The following is a 25,878-nucleotide window of genomic DNA, read 5'->3' on the forward strand; positions in this document are numbered from 1 at the left end:
CGGTTAGTTTAATCACATAAACAGTTATTCGACGCCCGCAGGGCGAAACGGCCTTTCTGTTTGTATACTGAAACTATATGCAGTTTTTGACGTTTTTTTTGTGAGCATACAGGGGGCAAGGGATGTTGCTTAAAAAGGGAAACTCTCTACGACGTTTGGCGCTGAGTGGCGCTATCGCCTGTAGTCTTGTGTCGTCGTTTTCCGCATCGGCTACCGTTACGGCGTTGCCGGTGGCATCAGCAGGCATGTCCGTTGCGCAGAGCCGTTCTGAGCTGCTGGCCGCGTTACCGCGCGGCATGGATTTGCACTACCTTTCCACGCTGGCACCGCTGTATGCGGCGAATCACATGCAGCCGATGTGGCAGGATCGCGAAGCCGTTCAGCAGTTTCAGCAGCAGCTGGCCGAACTGGCGATGTCCGGCGTGCAGCCGCAGTTTACCCAATGGGTGAAGATGTTGACCGATCCGGCGCTCAGTGAAGCGGGCCGCGATGCGGTGCTGTCCGATGCGATGCTGGGCTATTTGCAGTTCGTCTCTGCCATCGGTGCCAACGGCAACAACTGGCTGTACAGCAATATTCCCTACAAGCTTGGCTTGCCGCCCACCGCGGTGATCAACCAATGGCAGCTGGCGGTGCGCCAGGCGCGTACCCTGAGCTATGTGAATTCGCTCGCGCCGCAGCATCCGCAATACGCCAAGATGCATCAGGCGCTGCGCGACATGCTGGCGGACAATCGTCCGTGGCCACAGGTGGGCAGCGGCCCGAGCCTGCGCCCAGGCCAAATGAGCAACGATATCCCGGCGCTGCGTGAGATCCTGACGCGCACCGGCATGCTGGCCGCCTCGGCGCCGGAAGCGGAGCCGGAACCGGCGGTGGTCTCGGCGAAGAGCAATGAGCCCGACGACGGTGGCCTGACGGTAGACGAAGAGAAAAGCCGCGTGACGGTCAGCCCATCGGCGGCGCCGGTAACGGAGTTGACTGCGGAGCAGACGCCGCCGCAGGTTGGCAGCGTGGTGAGCGACAATCTTTATACCAATGAGCTGGTGGAGGGCGTCAAGCGCTTCCAGAAATGGCAGGGGTTGACGGCGGACGGCGTGATCGGCGTGCGCACCCGTGAGTGGCTCAACGTGTCACCGAAAACCCGCGCCGCGCTGCTGGCGCTGAATATCCAACGCCTGCGAATTTTACCGGGGCATGTTGGCACGGGCATTATGGTGAACATTCCCAACTACTCGCTGACCTACTACCAGAACGGCAATGAAGTGCTGTCTTCCCGCGTTATCGTCGGGCGGCCGAGCCGTAAGACGCCGCTGATGAGCAGCGCGTTGAACAACGTGGTGGTCAACCCGCCGTGGAACGTGCCGACCACGCTGGTGCGCGAGGACATTGTGCCGAAGGCGATGCGCGACGGTAATTACTTCCAGAAACACGGCTATACGGTGCTGTCGGGTTGGAGCAACGATGCGGAAGTGATCAACCCGGCGATGATCGACTGGAGCATGGTTTCTGCGCGCAACTTCCCGTATCGCGTCCGCCAGGCGCCGGGTGCCACCAACTCGCTGGGGCGCTTCAAGTTCAATATGCCGAGCTCGGACGCCATCTACCTGCACGATACCCCGAACCACAGCCTGTTCCAGAAAGATATCCGTGCGCTCAGCTCCGGCTGCGTGCGGGTGAACAAGGCTTCCGATTTGGCGAATATGCTGCTGCAGGACGCCGGCTGGAACAACAGCCGCGTGTCTTCCACGCTGAAAGAGGGGAATACCACTTATGTGAATATTCGCCAGCGTATTCCCGTAAAACTGTATTATCTGACCGCCTGGGTTTCGGATGACGGCCAACCGCAATTCCGTACAGATATTTACAATTATGATAATACGGTGCGATCGGGCGCACAAATTTTGGCTCAGGCCAAAAAATTAATGCAGTAAATGCAGTAATTATAAATAAATAACGGTCAGAATGTTTGGCTATACCGCAGGCCCTCGTCGCCGGGGGCCTGTAAACCTAGGCGTATCGCGGGTTGACTCAGCATACGCAGGCGGTTATGGTTCGGACAGTGCGCTGCTTTGTGCATTTATTTTGACATTCTTGCCGGGTTTAACAGAGTCATGGACAAAATTGATCATCACCGCCGTAAATGGCTGGCGCTAGGTGGCGCCGCTATGGGCATAGCGCTGCTTCCAGGGCAGGCGTTTGCCAGTCTTTCCACCGCTCGGCCGCGTATTTTAGTGTTGAATAACCTGAATACCGGTGAATCTATTAAAGCCGAGTTCTTTGACGGCAAAGGTTACAATAAAGAAGAGTTGGTGCGGCTAAATCATCTGTTCCGCGATTATCGCGCCAACAAGGTTAAATCGATCGATCCCCGCTTGTTTGATCACCTCTATCGCCTGCAGGGGCTGCTGGGCACCAGCAAGCCGGTGCAGCTGATCTCCGGATACCGTTCCGTAGATACCAACAACGAACTGCGTGCGCATAGCCGCGGCGTGGCCAAGCACAGCTACCACACCAAAGGCCAAGCGATGGATTTCCATATCGAAGGCATCCAATTGAGTAATATCCGTAAAGCGGCGTTAAAAATGCGCGCCGGTGGTGTAGGATATTACCCACGTAGCAACTTCGTACACATCGATACCGGCCCGGTTCGGACCTGGTAATCGCTGTGCCATCAGTGAATAACGCCGCCCCTTGCGGATGCGGCGTTATTGTCGTTGGAGCCTTATGAAATACCATCTTATTCCCGTTACCGCCTTTAGCCAGAATTGCAGCCTGATTTGGTGCGAAAACACGCAGCAGGCGGCGTTGGTCGATCCCGGCGGTGAAGCCGAGAAAATCAAAGCGGAAGTCGCGCGGCAGGGGGTGACGATCACTCAGATTTTGCTGACGCACGGCCATTTGGATCACGTCGGTGCGGCGGCGGAGCTGGCGGACCATTATCAGGTGCCGATCTACGGCCCGGATAAAGAAGACGCGTTTTGGCTGGACGGTTTGCCGGCGCAGAGCCGGATGTTTGGACTGGAAGAGTGCGCGCCGCTGACGCCGACCCGCTGGCTGTTGGAAGGCGATGAGATGCAGGTGGGCGAGATGACGCTCAAGGTGCTGCACTGTCCTGGGCATACGCCGGGCCACATCGTCTTTATCAATGAGCAGGCGCGTTTGGCGCTGGTGGGCGACGTGCTGTTTAACGGCGGCGTGGGGCGCAGCGACTTCCCGCGCGGAGACCATCAGGCGCTGATTGCCTCTATTCGTACCAAACTGCTGCCGTTGGGCGACGACATGCGCTTTATTCCCGGCCATGGCCCGATGTCGACCTTCGGCCACGAGCGCCAGACCAACCCGTTCCTGCGCGAAGAGCCGGCGGTGTGGTAACGATTATTTCCCGGCAGGAAAAATCAAGGGGCGCATAGAGCGCCCCTTTTTTTATGACCTGCGTCGATGCTTTTAGAGCACGGCGACGATGGCTTCACACAGCGGCGCCATGTTGTCCGGCGTCATGCCAGCCACGTTCACCCGGCCTGAGTTCACGGCGTAGACGCCGAACTCTTCGCGCAGACGCAGCACCTGTTCTTTGGTCAGGCCGCTGAACGAGAACATGCCGTTCTGCTGGATGATGAAGCTGAAGTCCTGCTGCGCGCCTTTCTCCTGCAGGGTGTTCACAAACAGCTGACGCATGCGGTGAATACGCTGGCGCATGTCGGTCAGTTCCTGCTCCCACATCGCGCGCAGCGCGTCGTTGCCCAGAATGGTGGCGACCACGGCCGCACCGTGTGACGGCGGGTTGGAATAGTTGGCGCGAATCGCCGCTTTCACCTGGCTGAAGGCGCGATCGGCGGTTTCGGCATCGGCAGCCACAATGGTGCAAGCGCCGACGCGCTCATTGTACAGACCGAAGTTTTTCGAGTAGGAACTGGCGACGATCAGCTCTTTATGTTTGGCGGCGAAAATACGCAGGCCCTGCGCATCCTCTTCCAGTCCATTGGCGAAGCCCTGATAAGCGAAGTCGAACAGTGGCAGCCAGCCGTTGGCGACGGAAAGTTCGGCCAGCTGCGCCCACTGCTCCGCCGTTGGATCGATACCGGTCGGGTTATGGCAGCAGCCGTGGAACAGCACCACATCGCCGGCCTGCGCCTGTTTCAGGCTGTTCAGCAGGCCGTCGAAATCCAACGCGTGGTTGGCGGCGTCGTAGTAGGCGTATTCCAGCACTTCCAGGCCCACGGCGCTAAAGACGTTCTTGTGGTTCGGCCAGCTTGGGTTGCTGATCCAGATGCGTTTGGCGCTGGTCTGGTTAGCGATAAAGTCTGCCGCCACGCGCAGGCCGCCGGTGCCGCCTGGCGTCTGTGCGGTGCGCGCGCGACGATCGGCGATGATCGGGCTCTCTTTGCCGAACAACAGCGCTTGCGTGCAGCTGGCGAACGCCGGGATGCCTTCAATACCGAGATAGTTTTTGGTGGTCTCATTTTCCAGCAGATACTGCTCAGCTTTTTTTACGCTGGTCAGCACCGGGGTTTTACCGGTTTCGTCTTTATAAACGCCAATCCCTAAATTGATTTTATTCGGGCGGGCGTCGGCGCGGAAAATGTCGGTCAGGCCCAGGATCGGGTCGGCGGGTGCGGCGGTGATTTTTTCAAACATGTCAGGTGCTTCCAAATCTCGGAGTTAAGCAGACAGAAGCATCAGGGTAACGCCAGTTACCGGCTTTGCCAACCGTTTGCGACAAAAACACCGCGATCTTGCGAAGGGGGAGTATTAGGCAGAAAAAATGATGGGGAAGGAGAAATTGGCAGGATAAAAAGTTACCGGCTGACACAAACAAAAACAGGGCCGAGGCCCTGTTTTTTTAACTTAGCCGACGGTAAACCGCCGTTAAGCGAGACAACTTAGAACTGGTACACCAGACCAACAGCTACGATATCGTCAGTAGCGGTGCCGGTTGCTTTGGTGAACGCGTTGTCATCCAGCAGGTTGATTTTGTAATCAACGTAGGTGGACATGTTTTTGTTGAAGTAGTAAGTGGTACCAACAGAAACATATTTAACCAGATCCTGGTCAGAACCCGCGCCTGGGACGTTCAGGTTTTTACCTTTAGACTGCAGGTAAGACACTTCTGGACGCAGACCGAAGTCGAACTGGTACTGAGCAGTCACTTCGAAGTTCTGAGTTTTGCTGGCGAAGCCGCCGCATTTTTCAGAAGCAGCACAGGTGTTAGTGAAGTCACCGCCGCCGAATGGAGTCATGTTACGGGTTTCTGCATACATGGCCGCCAGGTAAACGTTGTTGGCGTCGTATTTCGCGCCCACGGTCCATGCGTCAGCCTTGTCGCCACGCTCGTTGGAACGCAGTTTCTGATCGTCGGTACGGTTGGAAGAAGCGTATGCAGCGCCGAAGCTTACGCCTTCGCCGATGTCATAAGTAGAGGAGATACCCCAGCCGTCGCCGTTCTGTTTCTTAACGTCACGACCGTCGTTCTGGTTCTTGCCCTGGTATTGCAGAGCGAAGTTCAGGCCGTCAACCAGACCGAAGAAGTTGTTGTTACGATAGGTCGCAACGCCGTTGGTACGGCCAGTCATGAAGTTGTCGGTGTAGGTGTAGGTATCGCCACCGAACTCTGGCAGCATATCGGTCCAGCCTTCCACGTCGTACAGTACGCCGTAGTTACGGCCGTAGTCGAAGGAGCCGTAGTCAGCGAATTTCAGACCGGCAAAGCCCAGACGGGTTTTGGTGCCTTCGGTGCCCTGAGACTCGGAGTGGTTGGACTGAACGTTGTATTCCCACTGGCCGTAACCGGTCAGTTGGTCAGTAATCTGAGTTTCACCTTTGAAGCCAAAACGAACATAGGTCTGATCGCCGTCATTACCTTTGTCTTTGGAGAAGTAGTGCAGACCGTCAACTTTGCCGTACAGATCCAGCTTGTTGCCGTCTTTGTTGTAGATTTCAGCTGCGTTTGCTGCACCAGCAGCCAACAGAGCCGGGATAACCACTGCAAGAATGTTGCGCTTCATCATTATTACCCTCATTGGTGTTATTCGGACACCTTTGCCACTGCCGCCAATAATTCTTTGGGAACTATTGTTGATAGATTGGTGTCGTCCTGTGTCTGAACGCAGTGTTCCATTCACAGGCGGGTTAATCTAGGACGAAAATGATACCAATGTCCCAATCAGGTTGCAAAAAGAAAGTATTTGTAACTGAATGTAATTTTTAGGGAACTTTGTGACGTGCGTCAATATTAAAAAATGCGAAAGGCCAGCAATGCTGGCCTTTGTTTTGTAACGAAATCGTTTAAAAAACGTTTGATCGTATAAATTAGAAGCTTGCGTTACGTGGCGTGCGCGGGAATGGAATCACATCGCGCACGTTTTGCACGCCGGTGACATAGGCGATTAAACGTTCAAAACCCAGGCCGAAACCGGAATGCGGCACGGTGCCGTAGCGGCGCAGATCGCGATACCACCAGTAGTCTTCTTTATTCAGCCCCATCTCTTCCAGACGCTGATCGAGCACGTCGAGGCGTTCTTCACGCTGCGAGCCGCCGATGATTTCGCCGATGCCCGGTGCCAGAACGTCCATGGCCGCGACGGTTTTGCCGTCTTCGTTCATGCGCATATAGAACGCTTTGATGTCTTTCGGGTAGTTTTTCACCACCACCGGCGCCTGGAAGTGTTTCTCAGCCAGGTAACGTTCATGCTCGGAAGAGAGATCGATGCCCCAGGAAACCGGGTTTTCGAAGGTTTGGCCCGAGGCCAGCAGGATCTCGATGGCGTCGGTGTAGTCCACCTGCGCGAAATCGGAAGAAACGAAACGCTCCAGACGAGAGATTGCGTCTTTATCCACGCGCTCGGCGAAGAATTTCAGGTCATCGGCACGTTCATCCAGCACCGCCTGGAACACATACTTCAACATACTTTCGGCCAGGCCGGCAACGTCGTCCAGCGTCGCGAAGGCCACTTCCGGCTCGATCATCCAGAATTCCGCCAGGTGGCGGCTGGTGTTGGAGTTTTCGGCGCGGAAGGTTGGGCCGAAAGTGTAAACCTTGGACAGCGCACAGGCGTAGGTTTCGCCGTTCAGCTGTCCGGAAACGGTAAGGAAGGCTTCTTTACCGAAGAAGTCTTCGCTGAAGTCGACGGTGCCCTTGTCGGTGCGCGGCAGGTTTTCCAGATCCAGCGTGGACACGCGGAACATCTCGCCGGCGCCTTCGGTATCGGAGGCGGTGATCAGCGGGGTGGACACCCAGAAATAGCCGTTTTCATGGAAGAAGCGGTGGATCGCCTGCGCCAGGGTATGACGCACGCGCGCCACGGCGCCGATCAGGTTGGTGCGCGGGCGCAGGTGAGCCACTTCGCGCAGGTATTCGATGCTGTGGCGCTTGGCCGCCATCGGGTAGGTGTCTGGATCGTCGACCCAGCCGACCACTTTGATCGCGGTGGCCTGCAGTTCGAAGCTCTGGCCTTCGCCCGGTGAGGCGACGACCTTACCGGTCACTTCAACTGAGCAACCGGTGGTCAGGTGCAGTACTTCATCCTGATAATTCGGCAGAGAATTATTAACGACGGCCTGTAACGGATCAAAGCAGGAACCGTCATAGACGGCCAGGAAGGAGATACCAGCTTTTGAATCTCTCCGGGTACGTACCCAGCCGCGTACGGTGACTTCACTGTCAACCGCAGCACGACCTTGCAGTACGTCGACTACAGGCACTACGCTCATAGATTTCTCTCTTTAATAATTTGGTTTAGAAATAGCTTACAACCCAAGAATATGGGGGTAATGGCTATGTTACTTGCCGCGGTGCAGAGCACAAGCAGAAATCATCGGATTGGCGCAACATTTATCGTGGCTGGCTGAAAAGAGGGCGTTCGGGATAAAAACAAAAAAGCCGGCGCGTGAATCGGGCCGGCTTTCTCTCTATATAAAGAAGGATCAGCTGGCTTTTTTCACCAGCGGCAGATCGAAGGCTTTGCGCAGGGCCCTGACGAACGCCTGATCCTGACAAATGGTTTTGCCGGGGCTGTCGGAGAGCTTGGCCACCGGTTTGCCTTTGCACTCGACCAGTTTGATCACGATATTCAGCGGCTTGACGTCGGGAATATCGCAGGTCAGGCGCGTGCCGATGCCGAATCCGAGGTTGATGCGTTGATAGAAGTGGCGGTAGAGCGCCAGCGCTTTGTCCAGATCCAGGTTGTCCGAGAACACCAGCGTTTTGCTCATCGGATCGATGCCCAGTTTCTCGTAGTGGGCAATGGCCTTTTCACCCCACTCGACGGGATCGCCCGAATCGTGGCGCAGCCCCTGATAACGCTCGGCGAACTGCGGGCCGAAGTCGCGCAGGAAGGCATCCATGGTGATGCAGTCGGTGAGCGCGATGCCAAGCTGGTCCGGGTATTCATCCAGCCAGGCTTGCAATGCGGCGCGCTGGCTGTTGGCCAGCACCGGGCTTATCTGCTGGTGCGCCTGGAACCATTCATGCGCCTGCGTGCCGACCGGCGCCAGGCCGAGCTGGTGAGCCAGATCGTAATTGCTGGTGCCCGACAGGTACGGGAATTCGGCCTGCAAGGTGCTGACGATGGCCTGCTGAACGCCCTGAGAGAAACGGCGACGGGTGCCGAAGTCCATCAGCTTGAAGCGCGAAAGGTCCAGATCGCCCGCCAGCGTCTTGAACTGTGCCAGCTTGGTCTGCAGATGTGCCACCGCCTGTTCCGGCGTCACCTGCGCAGAGCGGCGGCGATGCACCACTTCGCTGATCACCGCCAGCAGCGGCACTTCCCACATGATCACTTCGCGCCACGGCCCGGCGATGCGGATGTGCAGCTTGCCGTCGCGGTTCTCGACGATCACCTGCTGCGGATCGTAGCGGAACGTCCGCAGCCAGTTCAGATAATCCTGACGGAAGAAGGGCAGGCCCGAGAGGTAAGCGAATTCGGCGTCGGTCAGCGCCAGCCGGCTCATCAGCGCCACCTGCGCGCGGATCTCGTCGGCATATTCGCCCAGCAGTTCGTCGCCGCGGCAGCGGAATTCCGCCGCCACGCTGATCGCGGGATAGCGATGGAACACTGCTTGCTGCATATGAAGCTTATAAGCATCGGTATCAAGCAGTGATGTCAAAATCGGGGAAGCGTATTGAGTCATAGCGCGTTACAGCATCCTCGTCAGGCGCGTGTCCAAATCCGGATAATCATAAAAGTGGGGGTGGAGTATACCCGGATTATCCTGTTATTGAAGCTGCATCACACCATAAATCACCAAAGCGGGTCGAGGATTAAACGTGCCTTTATGGCGGCCTGGCGGCGGCGGGGAAGAAAAAAAGCCAGATATGCCTGTAAGGTGAATGACTTAGCCTAATTAGTCATAAAAATTATAATGTTAATTATTTTAAACAGCGAATCAGATAAACCCGACCTGAGTGTGTACGCTGACCCGATCCTTGCCGTTCTTTTTGCAAAAATAGAGCGCTTCGTCCGCCTGTTTGATCGCCGCCTGCAGCGCGGTGAACGCGTTGACCGGCGCAATGCCGCAGCTGGTGGTGAAACGCACTTGCCGTCCGTCGGTCAGATTTAGCGTCAGGCGATGAGTACGGGTGCGCAATTGCTCCATGATGTCCCGCGCGTTGTCCAACGAACAGTTGCCCAGCAGCACCGCGAACTCTTCGCCGCCGTAGCGGCAGAAAATGTCGCTGGCGCGGAACGCGCGTTGCAGCAGGTGGCCGAATGCCACCAGCGCCTGGTCACCTACGTCGTGGCCATAGCTGTCGTTGAGCTGTTTGAAGTTGTCGATATCGATCAGGCAAAAGGCCTGTGGATAGCTGCTGTCACCCAGCAGCTGACATTCAAGGAAGAATTTACGGCGGTTATAAATATTGGTGAGCGGATCGAGGAAGGAAGAGGCCTCGAGCTCTTTAATCAACAGTTGCTTCTCACTTTCCAGCGAGACCTTGTCCAGCTGGTATTGCCTGAGCTGCTGAATGGCGTCGCTGATGGCGATCAGTTCCCGGCTGTAGAAGGCGTCGTTGCGATCGATATTCATCTCGCCGCGCGACAACCGAACGATATTGTTGTGAGTCTTGGTCAGCCAACGGTTGATGTTGGTGCAGAACACCAGCGCCGGCAAAATGAACAGCAACACCACCAGGCCGGCGAGCGCGATCATGCCGTAAATGGTGGTCTGGCTATCGTAAATTTTGTGACGCGAAGCGACGGTTTCCAGCTCGAAGCTGCGTTGATACAGCGCCTGCGAAAGCCCGCTCAGCTCGTCGACATAGCGCGAAATAAGCGCTGCGGGATAGGGTTTTTGAGTATTGATGGCGGTGTATAACCCATCGGTGATCTGCTTGAGACGTTCGGCCGACACCAGGGTGAGCAACTGATTGACGAGCTCGGTGGTTTGCACGTCGTCGTAGTTGATCTTCATGAAGATCAATCGGGTGCTCAGCGCGTTCAGCACGCCGGTCAACTGAATGGACTTCAGGTAGGCGTCTTTGCGATCGATCGGGTTGACGTTGACGTCGATAATCTGATCGCTTAACTCCGTCAGTGACATATTCAGCCGGTTGTTGAGGCGAATGGCCTCGAGAAACATAAAGGAATCGGTATCCACCATCCGGGTATCGTAGGTGTAGCGGTAATAGCTCTTGCTGGTTTGCGAGATGTAATAGGCGCTGTTGATGTTGAACAGATTGGCATTGGCGTTGTTGACCTGCGAAAGCTGCAGGTTGTCGTTATCCAACAGCTGTTCCATCAGGCCGATCATCGACAGCGCGGCGATTTTTTGCCGCACCCCGAGCTGCCTGGCGACCGGATCGTTCAGATGCTCGCGGATCCGGGTAATTTTCTCACGCGCCACCCGATCGGCGGCCAAACATTGCGCGCGGGTGATTTGCGGATCGATCAGGCTCAATCGTTTGAGGCGGTGAGCCTGCAGCGAAGCCTGGAAGGCCTCGGAGATTTCTTTGGCGCGATCGATCTTATACAGGTTGAGCTGGTTATCGCGGTAGTCGGTATGGGCTTCGAGCAGCTCCTCGACGATGAAAAGCGAGAAGGAGGTCATCAGGCACAGGGTAAAAAAATAGATTGCGTATTTGATTTTCATAGTGCGAGTCATCCCTGGGCCTGATTCGGCAATTATACCACTATGCCGCCTGTGCCGCCTCAACTATGCCGGCGCGCCCGGACGGCGGTTTTTTAGCATTAAATGCTGATTTCTATTTAGCCATTGGTCACCCGCGCTGTCGTCTGGCGGGCGATTTATGATTTGCCTCTGATTTCTCTCTCGTGGTCGCCCGGCGGCTCTGGGCTTTTCGGCCAGCTGTGATACAGTTTATTCACAATCAGGTCCGCCGTGCGCCGCAGGGGAACACACCGGCTGCGGCGCGGAGGAGAAGAGCGGCCTGCACCTATAACTCACTGAGACGTTTAAGGGTTTTTATGACACAACAGCCACAGGCAAAATATCGCCACGATTATCGCGCGCCTGATTACACCACGACCGATATCGATTTGGACTTCAGTCTGGACGCGGAAACCACGCGCGTGACCGCCGTCAGTAAAATCAAACGTCAGGGCACGGCCGGCGCCCCGCTGGTGCTGGATGGCGAAGATCTGACGCTGGTGAGCATTCAGGTCGACGGTCAACCGTGGAGCGCCTATCGTCAGCAGGATAACCAGCTGATCATCGAAGAGTTGCCGGCACAATTCACTCTTACCATCGTCAACGACATTCACCCGGCGAAAAACACCGCCCTGGAAGGGCTGTACCTGTCCGGCGATGCGCTGTGCACGCAATGCGAAGCCGAAGGCTTCCACCACATTACCTATTATCAGGACCGCCCGGATGTGCTGGCGCGCTTTACTACCCGCATCGTGGCCGACAAGGCGCGCTATCCGTTCCTGCTGTCGAACGGCAACCGCATCGGCCAGGGCGAATTGGCCGATGGCCGCCACTGGGTGCAATGGCAGGATCCGTTCCCGAAACCTTGCTACCTGTTCGCGCTGGTGGCGGGGGACTTCGACGTGCTGCGCGACAGCTTCACCACCCGCTCCGGCCGTAAGGTCGCGCTGGAGCTGTTCGTCGATCGCGGCAACCTGGATCGCGCCGACTGGGCGATGACGTCGCTGAAGAACTCGATGAAGTGGGACGAGACCCGCTTCGGCCTGGAATACGATCTCGACATTTATATGATTGTGGCGGTCGATTTCTTCAATATGGGCGCGATGGAGAACAAAGGGTTAAATATCTTTAACTCCAAATATGTGCTGGCGAAGGCGGAAACCGCCACCGACAAGGACTACCTGAACATTGAAGCGGTGATCGGCCACGAATACTTCCACAACTGGACCGGTAACCGCGTGACCTGCCGCGACTGGTTCCAGCTCAGCCTGAAAGAGGGGCTGACGGTGTTCCGCGATCAGGAGTTCAGTTCCGATCTGGGATCGCGCTCGGTCAACCGCATCGATAATGTGCGCGTGATGCGCGGCGCGCAGTTCGCCGAAGACGCCAGCCCGATGGCGCACGCCATCCGCCCGGACAAAGTGATCGAGATGAACAACTTCTACACCCTGACGGTGTATGAAAAGGGTTCCGAAGTGATCCGCATGATGCACACCTTGCTGGGGGAAGCGAATTTCCAGAAAGGGATGCAGCTCTATTTCGAACGCCACGACGGCAGCGCCGCCACCTGCGACGATTTCGTGCAGGCGATGGAGGATGCGTCCAACGTCGATCTGTCGCGCTTCCGCCGTTGGTACAGCCAGTCCGGCACGCCGCTGTTGACGGTGCGCGACGAATACGACGCACAAACCCAGCAGTATCGCCTGCATGTCAACCAGAAAACCGCGCCAACCGCCGATCAGCCGGAGAAGTTGCCGCTGCATATCCCGCTGGATATCGAACTGTACGACAGCGAAGGCAACGTCATTCCACTGCAAAAGGGCGGTCTGCCGGTCAACAACGTGCTGAACGTCACCGAAGCGGAGCAGACCTTCGTGTTCGACGGCGTGGCGCACAAGCCGGTGCCGTCGCTGCTGCGCGAATTCTCCGCGCCGGTGAAGCTGGACTATCCGTACAGCGACCAGCAGTTGACCTTCCTGATGCAGCACGCGCGCAATGAATTTGCGCGCTGGGATGCGGCGCAGAGCCTGCTGGCGACCTATATCAAGCTGAACGTGGCGCGGCACCAGCAGAAGCAGCCGTTGTCGCTGCCGCTGCACGTGGCCGATGCGTTCCGCGCGGTGCTGCTGGACGAAAAACTGGATCCGGCGCTGGCGGCGCAGATCCTGACGCTGCCGTCGGAGAACGAAATCGCCGAGCTGTTCGCCACCATCGATCCGGAAGCGATCGCTGCGGTGCACGAAGCGATAGTACGCTGCCTGGCGCGTGAGTTGGCCGATGAGTGGCTGGCGGTGTATCACGCCAACAAGACCGACGGCTACCGCGTGGAGCACGCCGAGATCGCCAAGCGCGCCTTGCGCAATGTGTGCCTGGGCTACCTGGCGTTCGGCGAAGATGTGGCGCTGGCGGATCAGCTGGTGAGCGAACAGTATCGCCAGGCGGATAACATGACCGATTCGTTGGCGGCGCTGTCCGCCGCGGTCGCGGCCCAGCTGCCGTGCCGCGATGCGCTGCTGGCGGCGTTCGACGAGCGCTGGCATCAGGATGGCCTGGTGATGGACAAATGGTTCGTGCTGCAGGGCAGCAGCCCGGCGGCAGACGTGCTGAGCAAGGTGCGTGCGCTGTTGCAACACCGCTCGTTCAGCCTGAGCAACCCGAATCGCACCCGCTCGTTGATCGGCGGCTTCGCTTCCGGTAACCCGGCGGCGTTCCATGCGGCGGACGGCAGCGGCTATCAGTTCCTGGCGGAGATCCTCAGCGATCTCAACCAGCGTAACCCACAGATCGCCGCGCGCCTGATTGAACCGCTGATTCGCCTGAAGCGTTACGACGCGGGCCGCCAGGCGCTGATGCGCAAGGCGCTGGAACAGTTGAAAGGGTTGGAAAACCTGTCCGGCGATCTGTACGAGAAGATCAGCAAGGCGCTCGACGCCTGATTTTTCACGCTGAATAGATCAAGGGACGGCTTTTGCCGTCCCTTTTTTTATCCGTTCAATTCGCCGCCTGGCGCGGGCTGGCCCCGGTAGCCAGCGGCGATAATACCCGTTCCAGCACTTCGGCTTCCAGTTCCGCCAGCCGGGCCGAGCCTTTGCGGCGCGGCCGCGGCAGATCGAGGGAGAGATCCAGCCCGATGCGCCCCTCTTCGATCAGGATCACCCGATCCGCCAGCGCGATGGCTTCGCTGACGTCGTGCGTGACCAACAGCACGGTAAAACCGTGCTGTTGCCACAGCGTTTCTATCAGCCCCTGCATCTCGATGCGCGTCAGGGCATCCAGCGCCCCGAGCGGTTCGTCCAACAGCAGCAGGCGAGGGCGGTGGATCAGCGCGCGCGCCAGGGCGACCCGTTGCTTTTGCCCGCCGGACAGCGCCGCCGGCCAGTCGCGGGCGCGATCCGCCAAGCCGACCGCGTCCAGCGCCTGCAGCGCCGCATCGCGCCACTGGCCGCGCAGCCCCAGCCCCACGTTGTCGATCACCGTTTTCCACGGCAGCAGGCGCGCATCCTGAAACATCAGCCGGGTATCCTCTTTAACGGCGGCAAGCGGCGCGTTGCCGCTGAGCAGCACGCCGTTGCTGGCCTGTTCCAGGCCGGCCAGCAGGCGCAGCAGGGTGCTTTTGCCGCAGCCGCTGCGACCGACTACCGCCACGAACTGCCCGGCGGAGATGTGCAGCTGAATATTGTCCAGCACCGTGCGGTTGCCGTAACCTTTGCCGATGGACTCCAGCGTCACCGGCGTGCCTTGCGCAAGGCGAGCGGGAAGGGTCATAGTGCTTCTCCCTGTTTCAGTTGATAGGCCGGATGCCAGCGCAACCAGACGCGCTCCAGCAGCTGCGCGCCCACGTCCGCCAGCTTGCCGAGCAGGGCGTACAGCACGATGGCCACCACTACCACATCGGTTTGCAGAAATTCACGCGCGTTCATCGCCAGATAGCCGATGCCCGAATTGGCCGAGATGGTTTCGGCGACGATCAGCGTCAGCCACATGAAGCCGAGAGCGAAACGCACGCCGACCATAATCGACGGCAGCGCGCCCGGCAGCACCACCTGTGTAAACAGGTGGAAACCGCTCAGGCCGTAGCTGCGGGCCATCTCCAACAGGCCGCGATCGATGTTTTTGATGCCGTGGTAGGTATTGAGATAAATCGGGAACAGCGTACCGAGCGCCACCAGAAAGATCTTGGCGGATTCATCGATGCCGAACCACAGGATCACCAACGGGATCAGCGCCAGGTGCGGCACGTTGCGGATCATTTGCACCGAGCTGTCCAGCAGGCGTTCGCCCCAGCGCGACAGCCCGGTAATAAAGCCGAGGGTAAGCCCGATGCTGCCGCCGATGGCAAAGCCGATCAACGCGCGCTGGCTGCTGATGCTCAGATGCTGCCACAGTTCGCCGCTTTGGCTCAGGCTCCAGAAGGCGGCCAGCACTGCGCTCGGCGCCGGTAAAATGCGGTTGGACAGCCAGCCGGTTTCGACAGCGATCTGCCAGAGGATCACCAGCGCCAGCGGCAGCGCCCAGGGGGCCAGCCGATACAGGATGCGTTGCGCGTTCTTTGCCATCGGGGCGCTCCTCAGCTCTGCGACACTTTTTGCGGAACATAGATGTTGGCCACCACTTCGCCCTGCGGGCGCACCGGCTGAAGGCGCACGGGCGTTTCCTCCTGCGCCAGATCGAGGTGCGGGAACAGCAGTTCGCCGACGCGGTAGGCCTCTTCCAGATGCGGATAGCCGGAGAGAATAAAGGTGTCGATGCCCAGATCGGCATATTCCTGCATGCGCGCCGCGACCGTCGGGCCGTCGCCCACCAGCGCGGTGCCGGCGCCGCCGCGCACCAGGCCGATGCCGGCCCACAGGTTCGGGCTGATCTCCAGGTTATCCTTTTTGCCGCCGTGCAGCGCCGCCATGCGCCGTTGGCCGACGGAGTCGAAACGCGCAAAGGCCTGCTGCGCGTTAGCGATGGTTTCCTCATCGAGGTGCGCGATCAGCCGGTCGGCGGCGCGCCAAGCCTCTTCGGTGGTTTCCCGCACGATGACATGCAGGCGGATACCGAAGCGTACCTGGCGGCCTTTCGCCGCTGCTTTGGCGCGCACCTCTTCGATCTTCTCTTTAACCTGCGCCGGCGGCTCTCCCCAGGTGAGATACAGTTCTACCTGTTCGGCGGCCAGATCCTGCGCGGCGGCGGAGGATCCGCCGAAATAGAGCGGCGGGCGCGGCTGCTGCACCGGCGGGAACAGCAGTTTGGCGCCTTTCACCTGAATATGCTTGCCGTCGAAATCGACGGTTTCGCCTTCCAGCACCCGGCGCCAGATATGGGTGAACTCGGTTGAGGCTTCGTAGCGCTCTTCATGGCTCAGGTGCAGCCCCTCGGCCGCCAGCTCTTCCGGATCGCCGCCGGTGACCAGATTGAACAGCGCACGCCCATTGGACAGGCGATCCAGCGTCGCCGCCTGGCGCGCCGCCAGCGTAGGGGAGATGATGCCCGGCCGCAGCGCGACCAAAAACTTCAGCCGCTGGGTGACCGGGATCAGCGAGGCGGCCACCAGCCAGGAGTCTTCGCACGAGCGGCCGGTGGGGATCAGTACCCCACCGAATCCCAGCCGATCCGCCGCCTGGGCGATCTGCTGCAAATAACCGTGATCGACGCTGCGCGCGCCCTGTGCGCTGCCAAGATAGTGGCCGTCGCCGTGGGTGGGTAAAAACCAGAAAACGTTCAGGCTCATCGTTAATCTTCTCCCATGAGTTATTGTGCGCTTGGGCGCCAGATGCGTTGCGAGATGTCAACCTTCACCGGCACCAGCCGGTTGGCGTAAAACAGGTCGGCGGTTTGCTGCTGCGCGGCGATCGTCCGCGCATCGAGCGGTGTGATGGCGGTCGGCGGGCGGTGATCCAGATAGCTGGCGATCACCGGTTCCGGCAGCCCCATGGCGTTAGCCAGCAGGGTCACGCTTTGCGCCCGGTCGCTGCGGGTGAGCGCATCGGCCTGGGTCAGCACCGTCAAGACCTGGCTGATAAAGGCGCCGTTGGCTTCGACATAGGGGCGCGCCGCCAGATAGAAGGAACCGGTCTGGTTCAGATCGGTGCCGTCGCCGAGCACTCGCACGCCGCCCTGTAGCAACGCGGCGGAATAATAAGGATCCCAGATGGCCCAGGCGTCGACGTTGCCCTGTTGGAAGGCGGCGCGCGCATCGGCGGGCGTCAGATAGGCGGGCTGGATATCGGTGAACTGCAGGCCGGCCTTTTGCAGCGATCGCAGCAGCAGATTGTGCGAACTGGATCCTTTCTGGAAGGCGACCTTATGGCCTTTCAGATCGGCGACGTTTTTTATCGGGCTGTTTTCCGGCACCAGGATCACTTCCGCCTTGGGTTTGGGCGGCTCAACGCCGACATACAGCAGGTCAGCGCCGGCCGCCTGCGCGAAGATCGGCGGAATATCTCCGGTGCTGCCCAGATCTATGCTGCCGACGTTCAAGGCCTCCAGCATCTGCGGGCCGGCGGGAAACTCGATCCAGCTGATGCGGGTGGCGGGGAAACGTTCCTCCAGCAGCCGGTGGCTCTTCGCCAGCACCAGGCTGACCGATCCTTTTTGGTAGCCGATGCGGAACTGCGCCGGATCCTGCGCAGCGGCGGCATTGGCCCAGACCAGCGACAGCAGGCCAGTGAGGGTAGCGGCGCTCAGCCAGCGCCGTAAAGCGATGCGTTTTTTCATTCAGGCTCTCCTTTTCCAGGCCTTTCAGGCGGTCTGACGCGCCGCCAGCGGCGAGGCGACGCGCAGCGCGGGCGGTTTGCGGCGGCCAAGCGCCAGATAAAAACTGGCCAACGCCTCTTCCAGCCGGGTAGCGACGGCGTCGGTGAGCGTGGCGCCTTCACCGGTCAGTTGGACCTGGCTGTCGTCGGCGAATACGCCGTGCAGCACTTCCTGCGCTTTCAGCGCTGCCAGCACCGGTTTGAGCGCATAGTCCACCGCCAGCATGTGGCCGATCGAACCGCCGGTTGCCAGCGGCAGCACTACCTTATGATCCAGAGCGCGTTCCGGCAGCAGATCCAGCAAGGTCTTCAGCGCGCCGGAAAACGACGCTTTATAAACCGGCGTGGAAATCAGCAGGCCGTCGGCCTGCGCCAGCTGGTCGGCAAACGCCTTGATCGCCGGGCTGTTGAAGTTGGCATACAGCAGGTCTTCGGCATCGAAGTTGTGCAGGGTATAAGCCGTCACTTCCACCCCTTGCTGCCGCAGCCAGTTCTGGCTCAGCGCGAGCAGTGCGGCGGAACGTGATGGGATGCGTGGGCTGCCGGCCAGTGATATAACGCGCATTGCCACTCCTTATAACTAAAAGTTAGGTTTAATTAGAAAATCAACAGGAAGTGTTTTAAACCTACCAGCAATCGGGCGCGTTTTTTAAATCTCATTTTTTGATTTCGATATGCGCAAAAGCGGATTGGCGCCGATTTGGCGGCGAAGCGGGAAAACGGTTGCGTAAAAACCGCTTTTTTTGCCTTTAATCAATTCCAATTGGGCGGGGGATACCGGATAATACGCCCCCGGTTTGCAACCGGGAAATCAGGAGAGTCCATGTACTACCCCCTCATCAGGAAAGCGTTGTTCCAGCTCGATCCGGAACGTGCGCACGAAGTGACCTTTCGTCAGCTCAGCCGTATTACTGGCACCCCATTAGCGTTTCTTGTCCGTCAGTCCGTGCCGACCAAACCGGTCAGCTGCATGGGGCTGTCGTTTAAAAACCCGCTGGGATTGGCCGCCGGTCTGGATAAAAATGGCGAGTGCATCGATGCGTTCGGCGCGATGGGCTTCGGCCATGTGGAAGTCGGCACCGTGACGCCGCGCCCGCAATCGGGCAACGACAAGCCGCGCTTGTTCCGCGTGGTTGAGGCGGAAGGCCTGATCAACCGCATGGGGTTCAATAACCATGGCGTGGACAATCTGGTTGAAAACGTTAAGAAATCCCATTTCGGCGGCATTCTTGGGATCAATATCGGCAAGAATAAAGACACCCCGGTCGAACAGGGCAAAGACGATTATTTGATCTGCATGGATAAAGTTTATCCGTATGCCGGTTATATCGCGATTAACATCTCGTCACCGAATACGCCGGGGTTACGATCCTTACAGTATGGCGAAGCGCTGGACGATCTTTTGGCGGCGATTAAAAATAAGCAGCAGGAATTACATGCGCGCCATCACAAATATGTGCCGGTGGCGGTAAAGATCGCGCCGGATCTTTCAGAAGAAGAATTGATCCAAATTGCCGATAGCCTGGTGCGGCATAATATCGATGGCGTGATCGCCACCAATACCACGTTGGATCGAAAATTGATCCAGGGGCTGAATTACTGCGAACAAGCGGGCGGGTTAAGTGGGCGTCCGTTGCAATCACGCAGCACCGAAGTGATCCGTCGTCTCTCCACCGAACTGCAAGGGCGCCTGCCGATTATCGGCGTGGGCGGCATCGATTCGCTGACGGCGGCGCGCGAAAAAATGGAGGCCGGCGCGAGCCTGCTGCAAATTTATTCCGGATTTATCTATCACGGCCCGCGTTTGATTAAAGATATCGTTACCCATATCTAATATTTTTCCTCTCATTTTATTCCGGGGGTTTATTTCTGCCCCCGGCTCGTCTATATTTTGTTCGTTAGCATAAATATCGTTCGCGGAATTATCCGATGTTTAAGCTATTTTATCGGTGATAAAATCGCCTTTTAGGGTGAGTGCGGCGTTGGCATAGGCAGCGAGAAGGATACGAAATGAAGATAAAACCTGACGATAATTGGCGTTGGTATTTTGATGCCGAACACGATCGGCTAATGCTGGATTTAGCTAATGGTATGATCTTTCGTTCACGTTTCCCGGCCAAAATGTTAACGCCGGACGCCTTCGATGAATGCGCTTTTTGCGTGGACGACGCCGCCCTTTATTTCACCTATGAAGAACAGTGCAAACAGGTCAAACTCAGCCATGAGCAGCGCGCCGAGCTGGTGTTGAATGCGCTGGTCGCCTACCGCTTCCTGAAACCACTGATGCCGAAGAGCTGGCATTTCTCGCAGCAGCATTACCCGTTGCAGCCGAAAAATGGCGAGCTGGCGGCGGTGAAAGTGATGGAAAGCGGCGCGGAAGCGCGCCTGCTGGTGGTAGAGGCCGGGGATAACGCCAGCCTGTGCCTGCTGGCGCAAAATCAGCTGACGGTCGCCGGCCGCACCATGGTATTGGGCGATGCCATCAAGGTGATGCACGATCGGTTGAAACCCTGTGCGCAGGATGAAAGCGCCGCCCCGGCTTACGACAGGGCGGTATAAGGCGGATTACGCCAGGGTCAAATCACTTTTCGGGATGCAGCTGCAGCACAGGATGGTGCCGTTGTCGCCCAGCGCGCTTTTCTTCAGGGGCGCGACTTCACCGCTCAGCAACGTAATGCGGCAGCTGCCGCAAATCCCGGCACGGCAGGAGTAAGGTATGCGGATGCCTTGCTGTTCCAGCTGCTCGAGCAAGATCTGCTGGTTATTGCCGGTAAACACCTTTCCTTCGTATTCGATAGTGACGCTGTGCTCGCTGTCTTGCGGCGCTTGCACGCTCTCCACCACTTTCCCGGCGCCATAAGGGCGCGGCGGCTTGGTCGACAGAACTTCCACCGTATCGCCCACGCGAATGATGCCGCTGTTACGCGCGATCATATTCTGGCCAAAATCGATGTCGCCGTTGTCGGCGGAACGGAATTTTTGCAGCGTGCTCAGCGGTTCGCCGCTCGGGTGCTTGCGGCCGCGCTCGGTGCTGACGGTGGTGAGCACGCAGCGGCTGCAAGGTTTCACCAGATCGAACATGACGTCGCCGACGCGGATCACCTGCCAGCCGTCCTCGGCCCAGGCGGTTGCGCCGCTCACCACCAGATTGGGGCGGAACTGCTCCAGCTTGATGCTGCCGGGGCAGCGCTGCTGCAGATCGTTGAACGAAGCTTGGTTAATCAGCAGATAAGGATAGCCGTCGGCAAACGTCAGCGGGATTTCGGGGTGCTTTTTCACTCGGCGGGTCAACTCCGGCCCCAGCCAGCGCAGCTGCACGTCACGCTGGAAATAGCCGCTCAGCCAGCGGTTGATCTCATCCGGCGCGATCAGCGCGGTGAAATGGTTGCCCCATACCTCGGTCGGCTGCGGCGCGGCGGCGAAGTCGCTGAAGCGAATGGCGGCGTTTTCGCCGTCCGGCGCGGTCAGGAATAGCCCGTCCGGCAGCAGCGCCGGCGTGAACAGCACCATCTGCGGGTATTGGCGCGCGGTAATAAAGGTGCCATCCGGCTCGGTGATCATAAAGTTGCGGTCGAAGGCCAGACCGCTGCTGCCGACCTGGGCGTAAGAAAGCTGCAGACCGCGCAGTGATTTAACCGGATGGACGTAGAGTCTGGAAAGCGTGATCACCCTTATCTCCGTGCGATTATTAAATAGAAGGGAGCAACTTTATGACAAGCGGTGCGGATTAGCTATAATGCGCAACAATTTTCTTTTTGGTGATAAGCACGATATGAACTCTCTGTTTGCCAGCACGGCGCGTGGATTGGAAGAACTGTTAAAAAGCGAGCTGGAAGCGCTTGGCGCTCACGACTGCAAAGTGGTGCAGGGTGGGGTACATTTTCAGGGTGACGATCGTCTTCTGTACCAAAGCCTGCTGTGGAGCCGCCTGGCTTCGCGCATTCTGTTGCCGCTGAACGAATTCCGCGTGCACAGCGATCTGGATCTGTACCTCGGGGTGCAGGCGATCGACTGGCCGAGCATTTTTGGCGTGGATAAAACCTTTGCCGTGCATTTCAGCGGCGTGAACGAAGAGATCCGCAATAGCCAGTACGGCGCGCTGAAGGTGAAAGACGCCATCGTCGACAGCTTTACCCGCAAACTTGACCAACGCCCGACGGTCGCCAAGCAGCAGCCGGATATTCGCGTTAACGTCTTCCTGCAGCGCGATATGGCCAGCGTGGCGCTCGATCTGAGCGGTGAAGGCCTGCATCAGCGCGGTTACCGCGATCTCACCGGCCAGGCGCCGCTGAAGGAAAACCTGGCGGCCGCCATCGTGCTGCGTTCCGGCTGGCAGCCGGGCACGCCGATGCTCGATCCGATGTGCGGCTCCGGCACGCTCTTGATCGAAGCGGCAATGATCGCCGCCGATCGCGCGCCGGGCCTGCACCGCCAACACTGGGGCTTCAGCGCCTGGAACGGCCACAACGCCGAACTGTGGCGTGAAGTCACCACCGAAGCGCAGGTGCGCGCACGCCGCGGCCTGCAGGAAACCGCCTCTCGCTTCTTCGGCTCCGATATCGATCGTCGGGTGATTGAAATGGCGCGCGGCAACGCCCGCCGCGCCGGCGTCGCCGAGCTGATCACCTTCAACGTCGGCGACGTGGCGCGGTTGACCAATCCGCTGCCGGAAGGCCCGCATGGCACCGTGATCAGCAACCCGCCGTACGGTGAGCGTCTGGAAAGCGAACCGGCGTTGATCGCGCTGCACAACATGCTGGGCCGCGTGATGAAAAGCGCCTTCGGCGGCTGGCAGCTTTCGCTGTTCAGCGCCTCGCCGGAGCTGTTGAGCTGCCTGCAGCTGCGCGCCGAGCGCCAGTTCAAGGCGAAAAACGGCCCGCTGGAGTGCGTGCAGAAAAACTATCAGCTGGCGGCGAACCCGGCCGGTGCCACTACCGGCGGCGTGCAGGTGGCGGAAGATTTCGCCAACCGTCTGCGCAAGAACTTGAAGAAGCTCGACAAGTGGGCGAAACAGCAGGGCATTGAATGCTACCGCCTGTACGATGCCGATCTGCCAGAATACAACGTCGCGGTGGACCGCTACGGCAGCAAGGTGGTGGTGCAGGAGTATGCGCCGCCGAAAACCGTCGATGCGCAAAAAGCGCGTCAGCGCCTGTTCGATGTGATCAACGCGACGCTGGCGGTGCTGGAATTGCCGTCGAATCAGCTGATCCTGAAAACCCGCGAGCGGCAGAAGGGTAAGAACCAGTACGAGAAACTGGCGCAGAAAGGCGAATTCCTGCTGGTGGAAGAGTATAACGCCAAGCTGTGGGTCAACCTGACCGACTATCTCGATACCGGCCTGTTCCTCGATCACCGTATCGCGCGCCGCATGCTGGGCGAGATGAGCAACGGCAAGGACTTCCTCAACCTGTTCGCCTATACCGGCACCGCCAGCGTGCACGCCGGGCTGGGCGGCGCGCGCAGCACCACCACGGTGGACATGTCGCGTACCTATCTGGAATGGGCGGAGAAGAACCTGCGCGCCAACGGCCTGACCGGCCGTCAGCATCGGTTGATCCAGGCCGACTGCCTGTCGTGGCTGAGCAACGCCAACGAACAGTTCGACGTGATCTTCATCGATCCGCCGACGTTCTCCAACTCCAAGCGGATGGAGAACACTTTTGACGTGCAGCGCGATCATCTGGCGCTGATGAAAGATTTGAAACGGTTGCTGCGCCGTAACGGAACCATCATGTTCTCGAACAACAAGCGCGGTTTCCAAATGGATATGGCAGGGCTGAGCGCGCTGGGCCTGGAGGCGAAAGAGATCACCGCCAAGACGCTGTCGCAGGACTTTGCCCGTAACCGTCAGATCCACAACTGCTGGCTGGTGACTCACGCCGGCGAAGGAAAATAATTACTATGTCGTTAATCAGCATGTCCGGCGCCTGGCTTTCTTTCAGCGATGCGCCGCTTTTAGACAACACCGAAATTCATATCGAAGACAACGAGCGCGTGTGTCTGGTCGGGCGCAACGGCGCCGGTAAGTCCACGCTGCTGAAGATCCTCGGCAAAGAGATCCCGCTGGACGACGGCCGGGTGATCTACGAACAGGATCTGATCGTGGCGCGCCTGCAACAGGATCCGCCGCGCAATATCGGCGGCAGCGTGTTCGACTTCGTGGCCGAAGGCGTCGCGGAGCAGGCGGAACACCTGAAGGCGTACCACGCGATCTCCCACCTGGTGGAAAGCGATCCGAGCGAGAAAAACCTGGCGCGCATGGCGCAAATCATGGAGATCCTCGACCACCAGGGGCTCTGGCAGCTCGACAGCCGCATCAGCGAAGTGCTGCTGCAGCTGGGGCTGAACGGCGACGCCGAGCTTTCCTCGCTGTCCGGCGGCTGGCTGCGTAAAGCGGCGCTGGGCCGCGCGCTGGTGAGCTCGCCGCGCGTGCTGCTGCTCGACGAACCGACCAACCACCTGGATATCGAAACCATCGACTGGCTGGAAGGCTTCCTGAAAGAGTTTGACGGCAGCATCGTCTTCATCTCGCACGACCGTTCGTTTATCCGCAACATGGCGACGCGCATCGTCGATCTGGATCGTGGCAAGCTGGTTTCCTGGCCGGGCAACTACGATCTGTATCTGCAGAGCAAAGAAGAAGCGCTGCGGGTGGAAGAGCTGCAAAACGCCGAGTTCGATCGCAAGCTGGCGCAGGAAGAGGTCTGGATCCGTCAGGGCATCAAAGCGCGCCGTACCCGTAACGAGGGGCGCGTGCGCGCGCTGAAGGCGCTGCGCGTCGAGCGTTCAGAGCGCCGTGAAGTGATGGGCACCGCCAAGATGCAGGTGGAAGAGGCGACCCGCTCCGGCAAAATCGTATTCGAGCTGGAAGACGTCAACTATCAGGTCGGCGAAAAAGTGCTGGTGCGCGGTTTCTCCGCTCAGGTACAGCGCGGTGACAAGATTGCGCTGGTGGGGCCGAACGGCTGTGGCAAAACTACGCTGCTGAAACTGATGCTCGGTCAGCTGAAAGCCGACAGCGGCCGCGTGCACTGCGGCACCAAGCTGGAAGTGGCTTACTTCGACCAGCACCGCGCGGATCTCGATCCGGAGCGCACGGTGATGGACAACCTGGCGGAAGGCAAGCAGGAAGTGATGGTCAACGGCCGTCCTCGTCACGTCTTGGGCTACCTGCAGGACTTCCTGTTCCACCCGAAACGTGCGATGACGCCGGTGAAGGCACTTTCGGGCGGTGAGCGTAACCGCCTGCTGTTGGCTAAGCTGTTTCTGAAACCGAGCAATCTGCTGATCCTCGATGAACCAACCAACGATCTCGACGTCGAAACGCTGGAGCTGCTGGAAGAGCTGATCGACGGCTATCAGGGCACCGTGCTGCTGGTCAGCCACGATCGCCAGTTCGTCGACAACTCGGTGACCGAGTGCTGGATCTTTGAAGGCAACGGCGTGATCAACGCCTTCGTCGGCGGCTATTACGATGCGCATCATCAGCGCGCCACGGCGAAACCGATTCGTCAGGCGGCGCCGAGCGCGAGCAAACCGGCGGCGGAGAAAAAGGCCGAACAGCCGAAGAAAGCGGCGGCCAAGCTGAGTTACAACCTGCTGCGCGAACTGGAACAGCTGCCGCAGCGGCTCGAACAGCTGGAGGCGGAAATCGAAGCGCTGCAGGCGCAGATGAGCGATGCCGACTTCTTCACGCGGCCGCACAGCGAAACGCAAGAAGTGCTGACGGCGCTGGCTAACGCAGAGCAGGCGCTCGAGCAGGCCTTCGCCCGTTGGGAAGAGCTGGAAGCGATGAAAAACGGCTGACCGTTGCGATACCGCCCGCGCGCTGCTGCGGGCGGTATCGACGTGCCGGTGAGCAACGTTATTGAGGAGGAATATGGTGTGTTCCCACAACAATCATCAGCAGCATAGTCATTCCGTACCTTCGGCGGAGCACCAGGATAACCTGATGCTGTGCCCGCAGTGCGACATGCTGGTGGCGCTACCGCCGCTGGCCTATGGCAGCAAAGCGGTATGCCCGCGCTGCAAAACC

At 58.8% G+C, this 25,878-nt stretch carries 19 protein-coding genes and 1 pseudogene; 9 read left to right on the plus strand and 11 right to left on the minus strand.

Translation table 11 applies throughout. The annotated features are described in order from the left end of the window. Positions 1–122: 122 nt before the first annotated feature. The 3 genes from ldtD to AWX27_RS10525 all read left to right on the plus strand — a co-directional run bounded on the left by ldtD (position 123) and on the right by AWX27_RS10525 (position 3,372). Positions 123–1,931: a L,D-transpeptidase gene (gene ldtD, locus AWX27_RS10515; RefSeq protein WP_072265434.1), complete on the plus strand. Its 1,809-nt coding sequence runs from the start codon at positions 123–125 to the stop codon at positions 1,929–1,931. A gap of 180 nt (positions 1,932–2,111) precedes the next feature. Then, positions 2,112–2,660, plus strand: a complete 549-nt coding sequence (locus tag AWX27_RS10520) for a peptidoglycan L,D-endopeptidase MepK (protein ID WP_025302289.1) — start codon at positions 2,112–2,114, stop codon at positions 2,658–2,660. 64 nt (positions 2,661–2,724) lie between these two features. Then, positions 2,725–3,372, plus strand: coding sequence for an MBL fold metallo-hydrolase (locus AWX27_RS10525; protein ID WP_049195843.1), 648 nt, complete (start codon positions 2,725–2,727; stop codon positions 3,370–3,372). Positions 3,373–3,444: 72 nt separating this feature from the next. Here AWX27_RS10525 and AWX27_RS10530 read toward each other — a convergent pair whose 3' ends face one another. From AWX27_RS10530 to AWX27_RS10550, 5 genes are all read right to left on the minus strand, one after another. Next, positions 3,445–4,635, minus strand: coding sequence for an amino acid aminotransferase (locus AWX27_RS10530; RefSeq protein ID WP_060421780.1), 1,191 nt, complete (start codon positions 4,633–4,635; stop codon positions 3,445–3,447). Positions 4,636–4,880: 245 nt separating this feature from the next. After that, positions 4,881–6,005 (minus strand): porin OmpC, encoded by a 1,125-nt coding sequence (gene ompC, locus AWX27_RS10535; protein ID WP_060421783.1) that lies wholly within the window; start codon positions 6,003–6,005, stop codon positions 4,881–4,883. Positions 6,006–6,306: 301 nt separating this feature from the next. Next, positions 6,307–7,707 carry an asparagine--tRNA ligase gene (gene asnS / locus AWX27_RS10540; RefSeq protein WP_038874233.1) on the minus strand — a complete coding sequence of 467 codons (1,401 nt, stop codon included), beginning with the start codon at positions 7,705–7,707 and terminating at the stop codon, positions 6,307–6,309. Positions 7,708–7,920: 213 nt separating this feature from the next. Further along, positions 7,921–9,126: a nicotinate phosphoribosyltransferase gene (gene pncB / locus AWX27_RS10545; RefSeq protein ID WP_060421786.1), complete on the minus strand. Its 1,206-nt coding sequence runs from the start codon at positions 9,124–9,126 to the stop codon at positions 7,921–7,923. Between the two features lie 255 nt (positions 9,127–9,381). Next, positions 9,382–11,082, minus strand: coding sequence for a GGDEF domain-containing protein (locus AWX27_RS10550; RefSeq protein WP_060421790.1), 1,701 nt, complete (start codon positions 11,080–11,082; stop codon positions 9,382–9,384). Positions 11,083–11,417: 335 nt separating this feature from the next. On the opposite strand from AWX27_RS10550, the gene pepN reads away from it, so the two are divergent. Continuing rightward, on the plus strand, positions 11,418–14,036 hold the full coding sequence (gene pepN, locus AWX27_RS10555; RefSeq protein WP_060421793.1) for an aminopeptidase N: 2,619 nt from the start codon (positions 11,418–11,420) through the stop codon (positions 14,034–14,036). A 55-nt stretch (positions 14,037–14,091) separates the two neighbouring features. Here pepN and ssuB read toward each other — a convergent pair whose 3' ends face one another. Genes ssuB through ssuE form a run of 5 tightly spaced genes read right to left on the minus strand, consistent with a single transcriptional unit; the run spans position 14,092 to position 18,405 of the window. After that, positions 14,092–14,865, minus strand: coding sequence for an aliphatic sulfonates ABC transporter ATP-binding protein (ssuB, locus tag AWX27_RS10560; RefSeq protein WP_060421797.1), 774 nt, complete (start codon positions 14,863–14,865; stop codon positions 14,092–14,094). Then, the gene (ssuC, locus tag AWX27_RS10565; protein ID WP_060421801.1) at positions 14,862–15,656 is read right to left on the minus strand and encodes an aliphatic sulfonate ABC transporter permease SsuC; all 795 of its coding nucleotides are present in this window, start codon (positions 15,654–15,656) and stop codon (positions 14,862–14,864) included. The genes ssuB and ssuC overlap by 4 nt, the downstream gene beginning before the upstream one ends. Positions 15,657–15,667: 11 nt before the next feature. Further along, positions 15,668–16,816, minus strand: a complete 1,149-nt coding sequence (gene ssuD, locus AWX27_RS10570; protein WP_060421802.1) for an FMNH2-dependent alkanesulfonate monooxygenase — start codon at positions 16,814–16,816, stop codon at positions 15,668–15,670. Positions 16,817–16,836: 20 nt separating this feature from the next. Then, positions 16,837–17,802 carry a sulfonate ABC transporter substrate-binding protein gene (locus AWX27_RS10575; protein ID WP_060421805.1) on the minus strand — a complete coding sequence of 322 codons (966 nt, stop codon included), beginning with the start codon at positions 17,800–17,802 and terminating at the stop codon, positions 16,837–16,839. A 24-nt stretch (positions 17,803–17,826) separates the two neighbouring features. Beyond that, positions 17,827–18,405, minus strand: coding sequence for an NADPH-dependent FMN reductase (gene ssuE, locus AWX27_RS10580; RefSeq protein WP_060421808.1), 579 nt, complete (start codon positions 18,403–18,405; stop codon positions 17,827–17,829). A 258-nt stretch (positions 18,406–18,663) separates the two neighbouring features. On the opposite strand from ssuE, the gene pyrD reads away from it, so the two are divergent. Then, the gene (gene pyrD / locus AWX27_RS10585; RefSeq protein ID WP_060421813.1) at positions 18,664–19,674 is read left to right on the plus strand and encodes a quinone-dependent dihydroorotate dehydrogenase; all 1,011 of its coding nucleotides are present in this window, start codon (positions 18,664–18,666) and stop codon (positions 19,672–19,674) included. Positions 19,675–19,850: 176 nt separating this feature from the next. Beyond that, positions 19,851–20,399: a cell division protein ZapC gene (locus AWX27_RS10590; RefSeq protein ID WP_004928171.1), complete on the plus strand. Its 549-nt coding sequence runs from the start codon at positions 19,851–19,853 to the stop codon at positions 20,397–20,399. Between the two features lie 6 nt (positions 20,400–20,405). Here AWX27_RS10590 and AWX27_RS10595 read toward each other — a convergent pair whose 3' ends face one another. Next, the gene (locus AWX27_RS10595; RefSeq protein ID WP_060421817.1) at positions 20,406–21,509 is read right to left on the minus strand and encodes a YcbX family protein; all 1,104 of its coding nucleotides are present in this window, start codon (positions 21,507–21,509) and stop codon (positions 20,406–20,408) included. 103 nt (positions 21,510–21,612) lie between these two features. Here AWX27_RS10595 and rlmKL point away from each other — a divergent pair, with 103 nt between their 5' ends. The 3 genes and pseudogenes from rlmKL to AWX27_RS25055 all read left to right on the plus strand — a co-directional run. Further along, complete coding sequence (rlmKL, locus tag AWX27_RS10600) at positions 21,613–23,739, plus strand: bifunctional 23S rRNA (guanine(2069)-N(7))-methyltransferase RlmK/23S rRNA (guanine(2445)-N(2))-methyltransferase RlmL (protein ID WP_087762369.1); 2,127 nt, start codon at positions 21,613–21,615, stop codon at positions 23,737–23,739. A gap of 5 nt (positions 23,740–23,744) precedes the next feature. Next, complete coding sequence (locus AWX27_RS10605) at positions 23,745–25,649, plus strand: ABC transporter ATP-binding protein (RefSeq protein WP_046686785.1); 1,905 nt, start codon at positions 23,745–23,747, stop codon at positions 25,647–25,649. Between the two features lie 73 nt (positions 25,650–25,722). Beyond that, positions 25,723–25,878, plus strand: a pseudogene (locus tag AWX27_RS25055) (paraquat-inducible membrane protein A); the annotation flags it as partial.

It is taken from the genome of Serratia sp. 2880STDY5682894, assembly GCF_001537385.1.
Lineage (GTDB): Bacteria > Pseudomonadota > Gammaproteobacteria > Enterobacterales > Enterobacteriaceae > Serratia > Serratia nevei.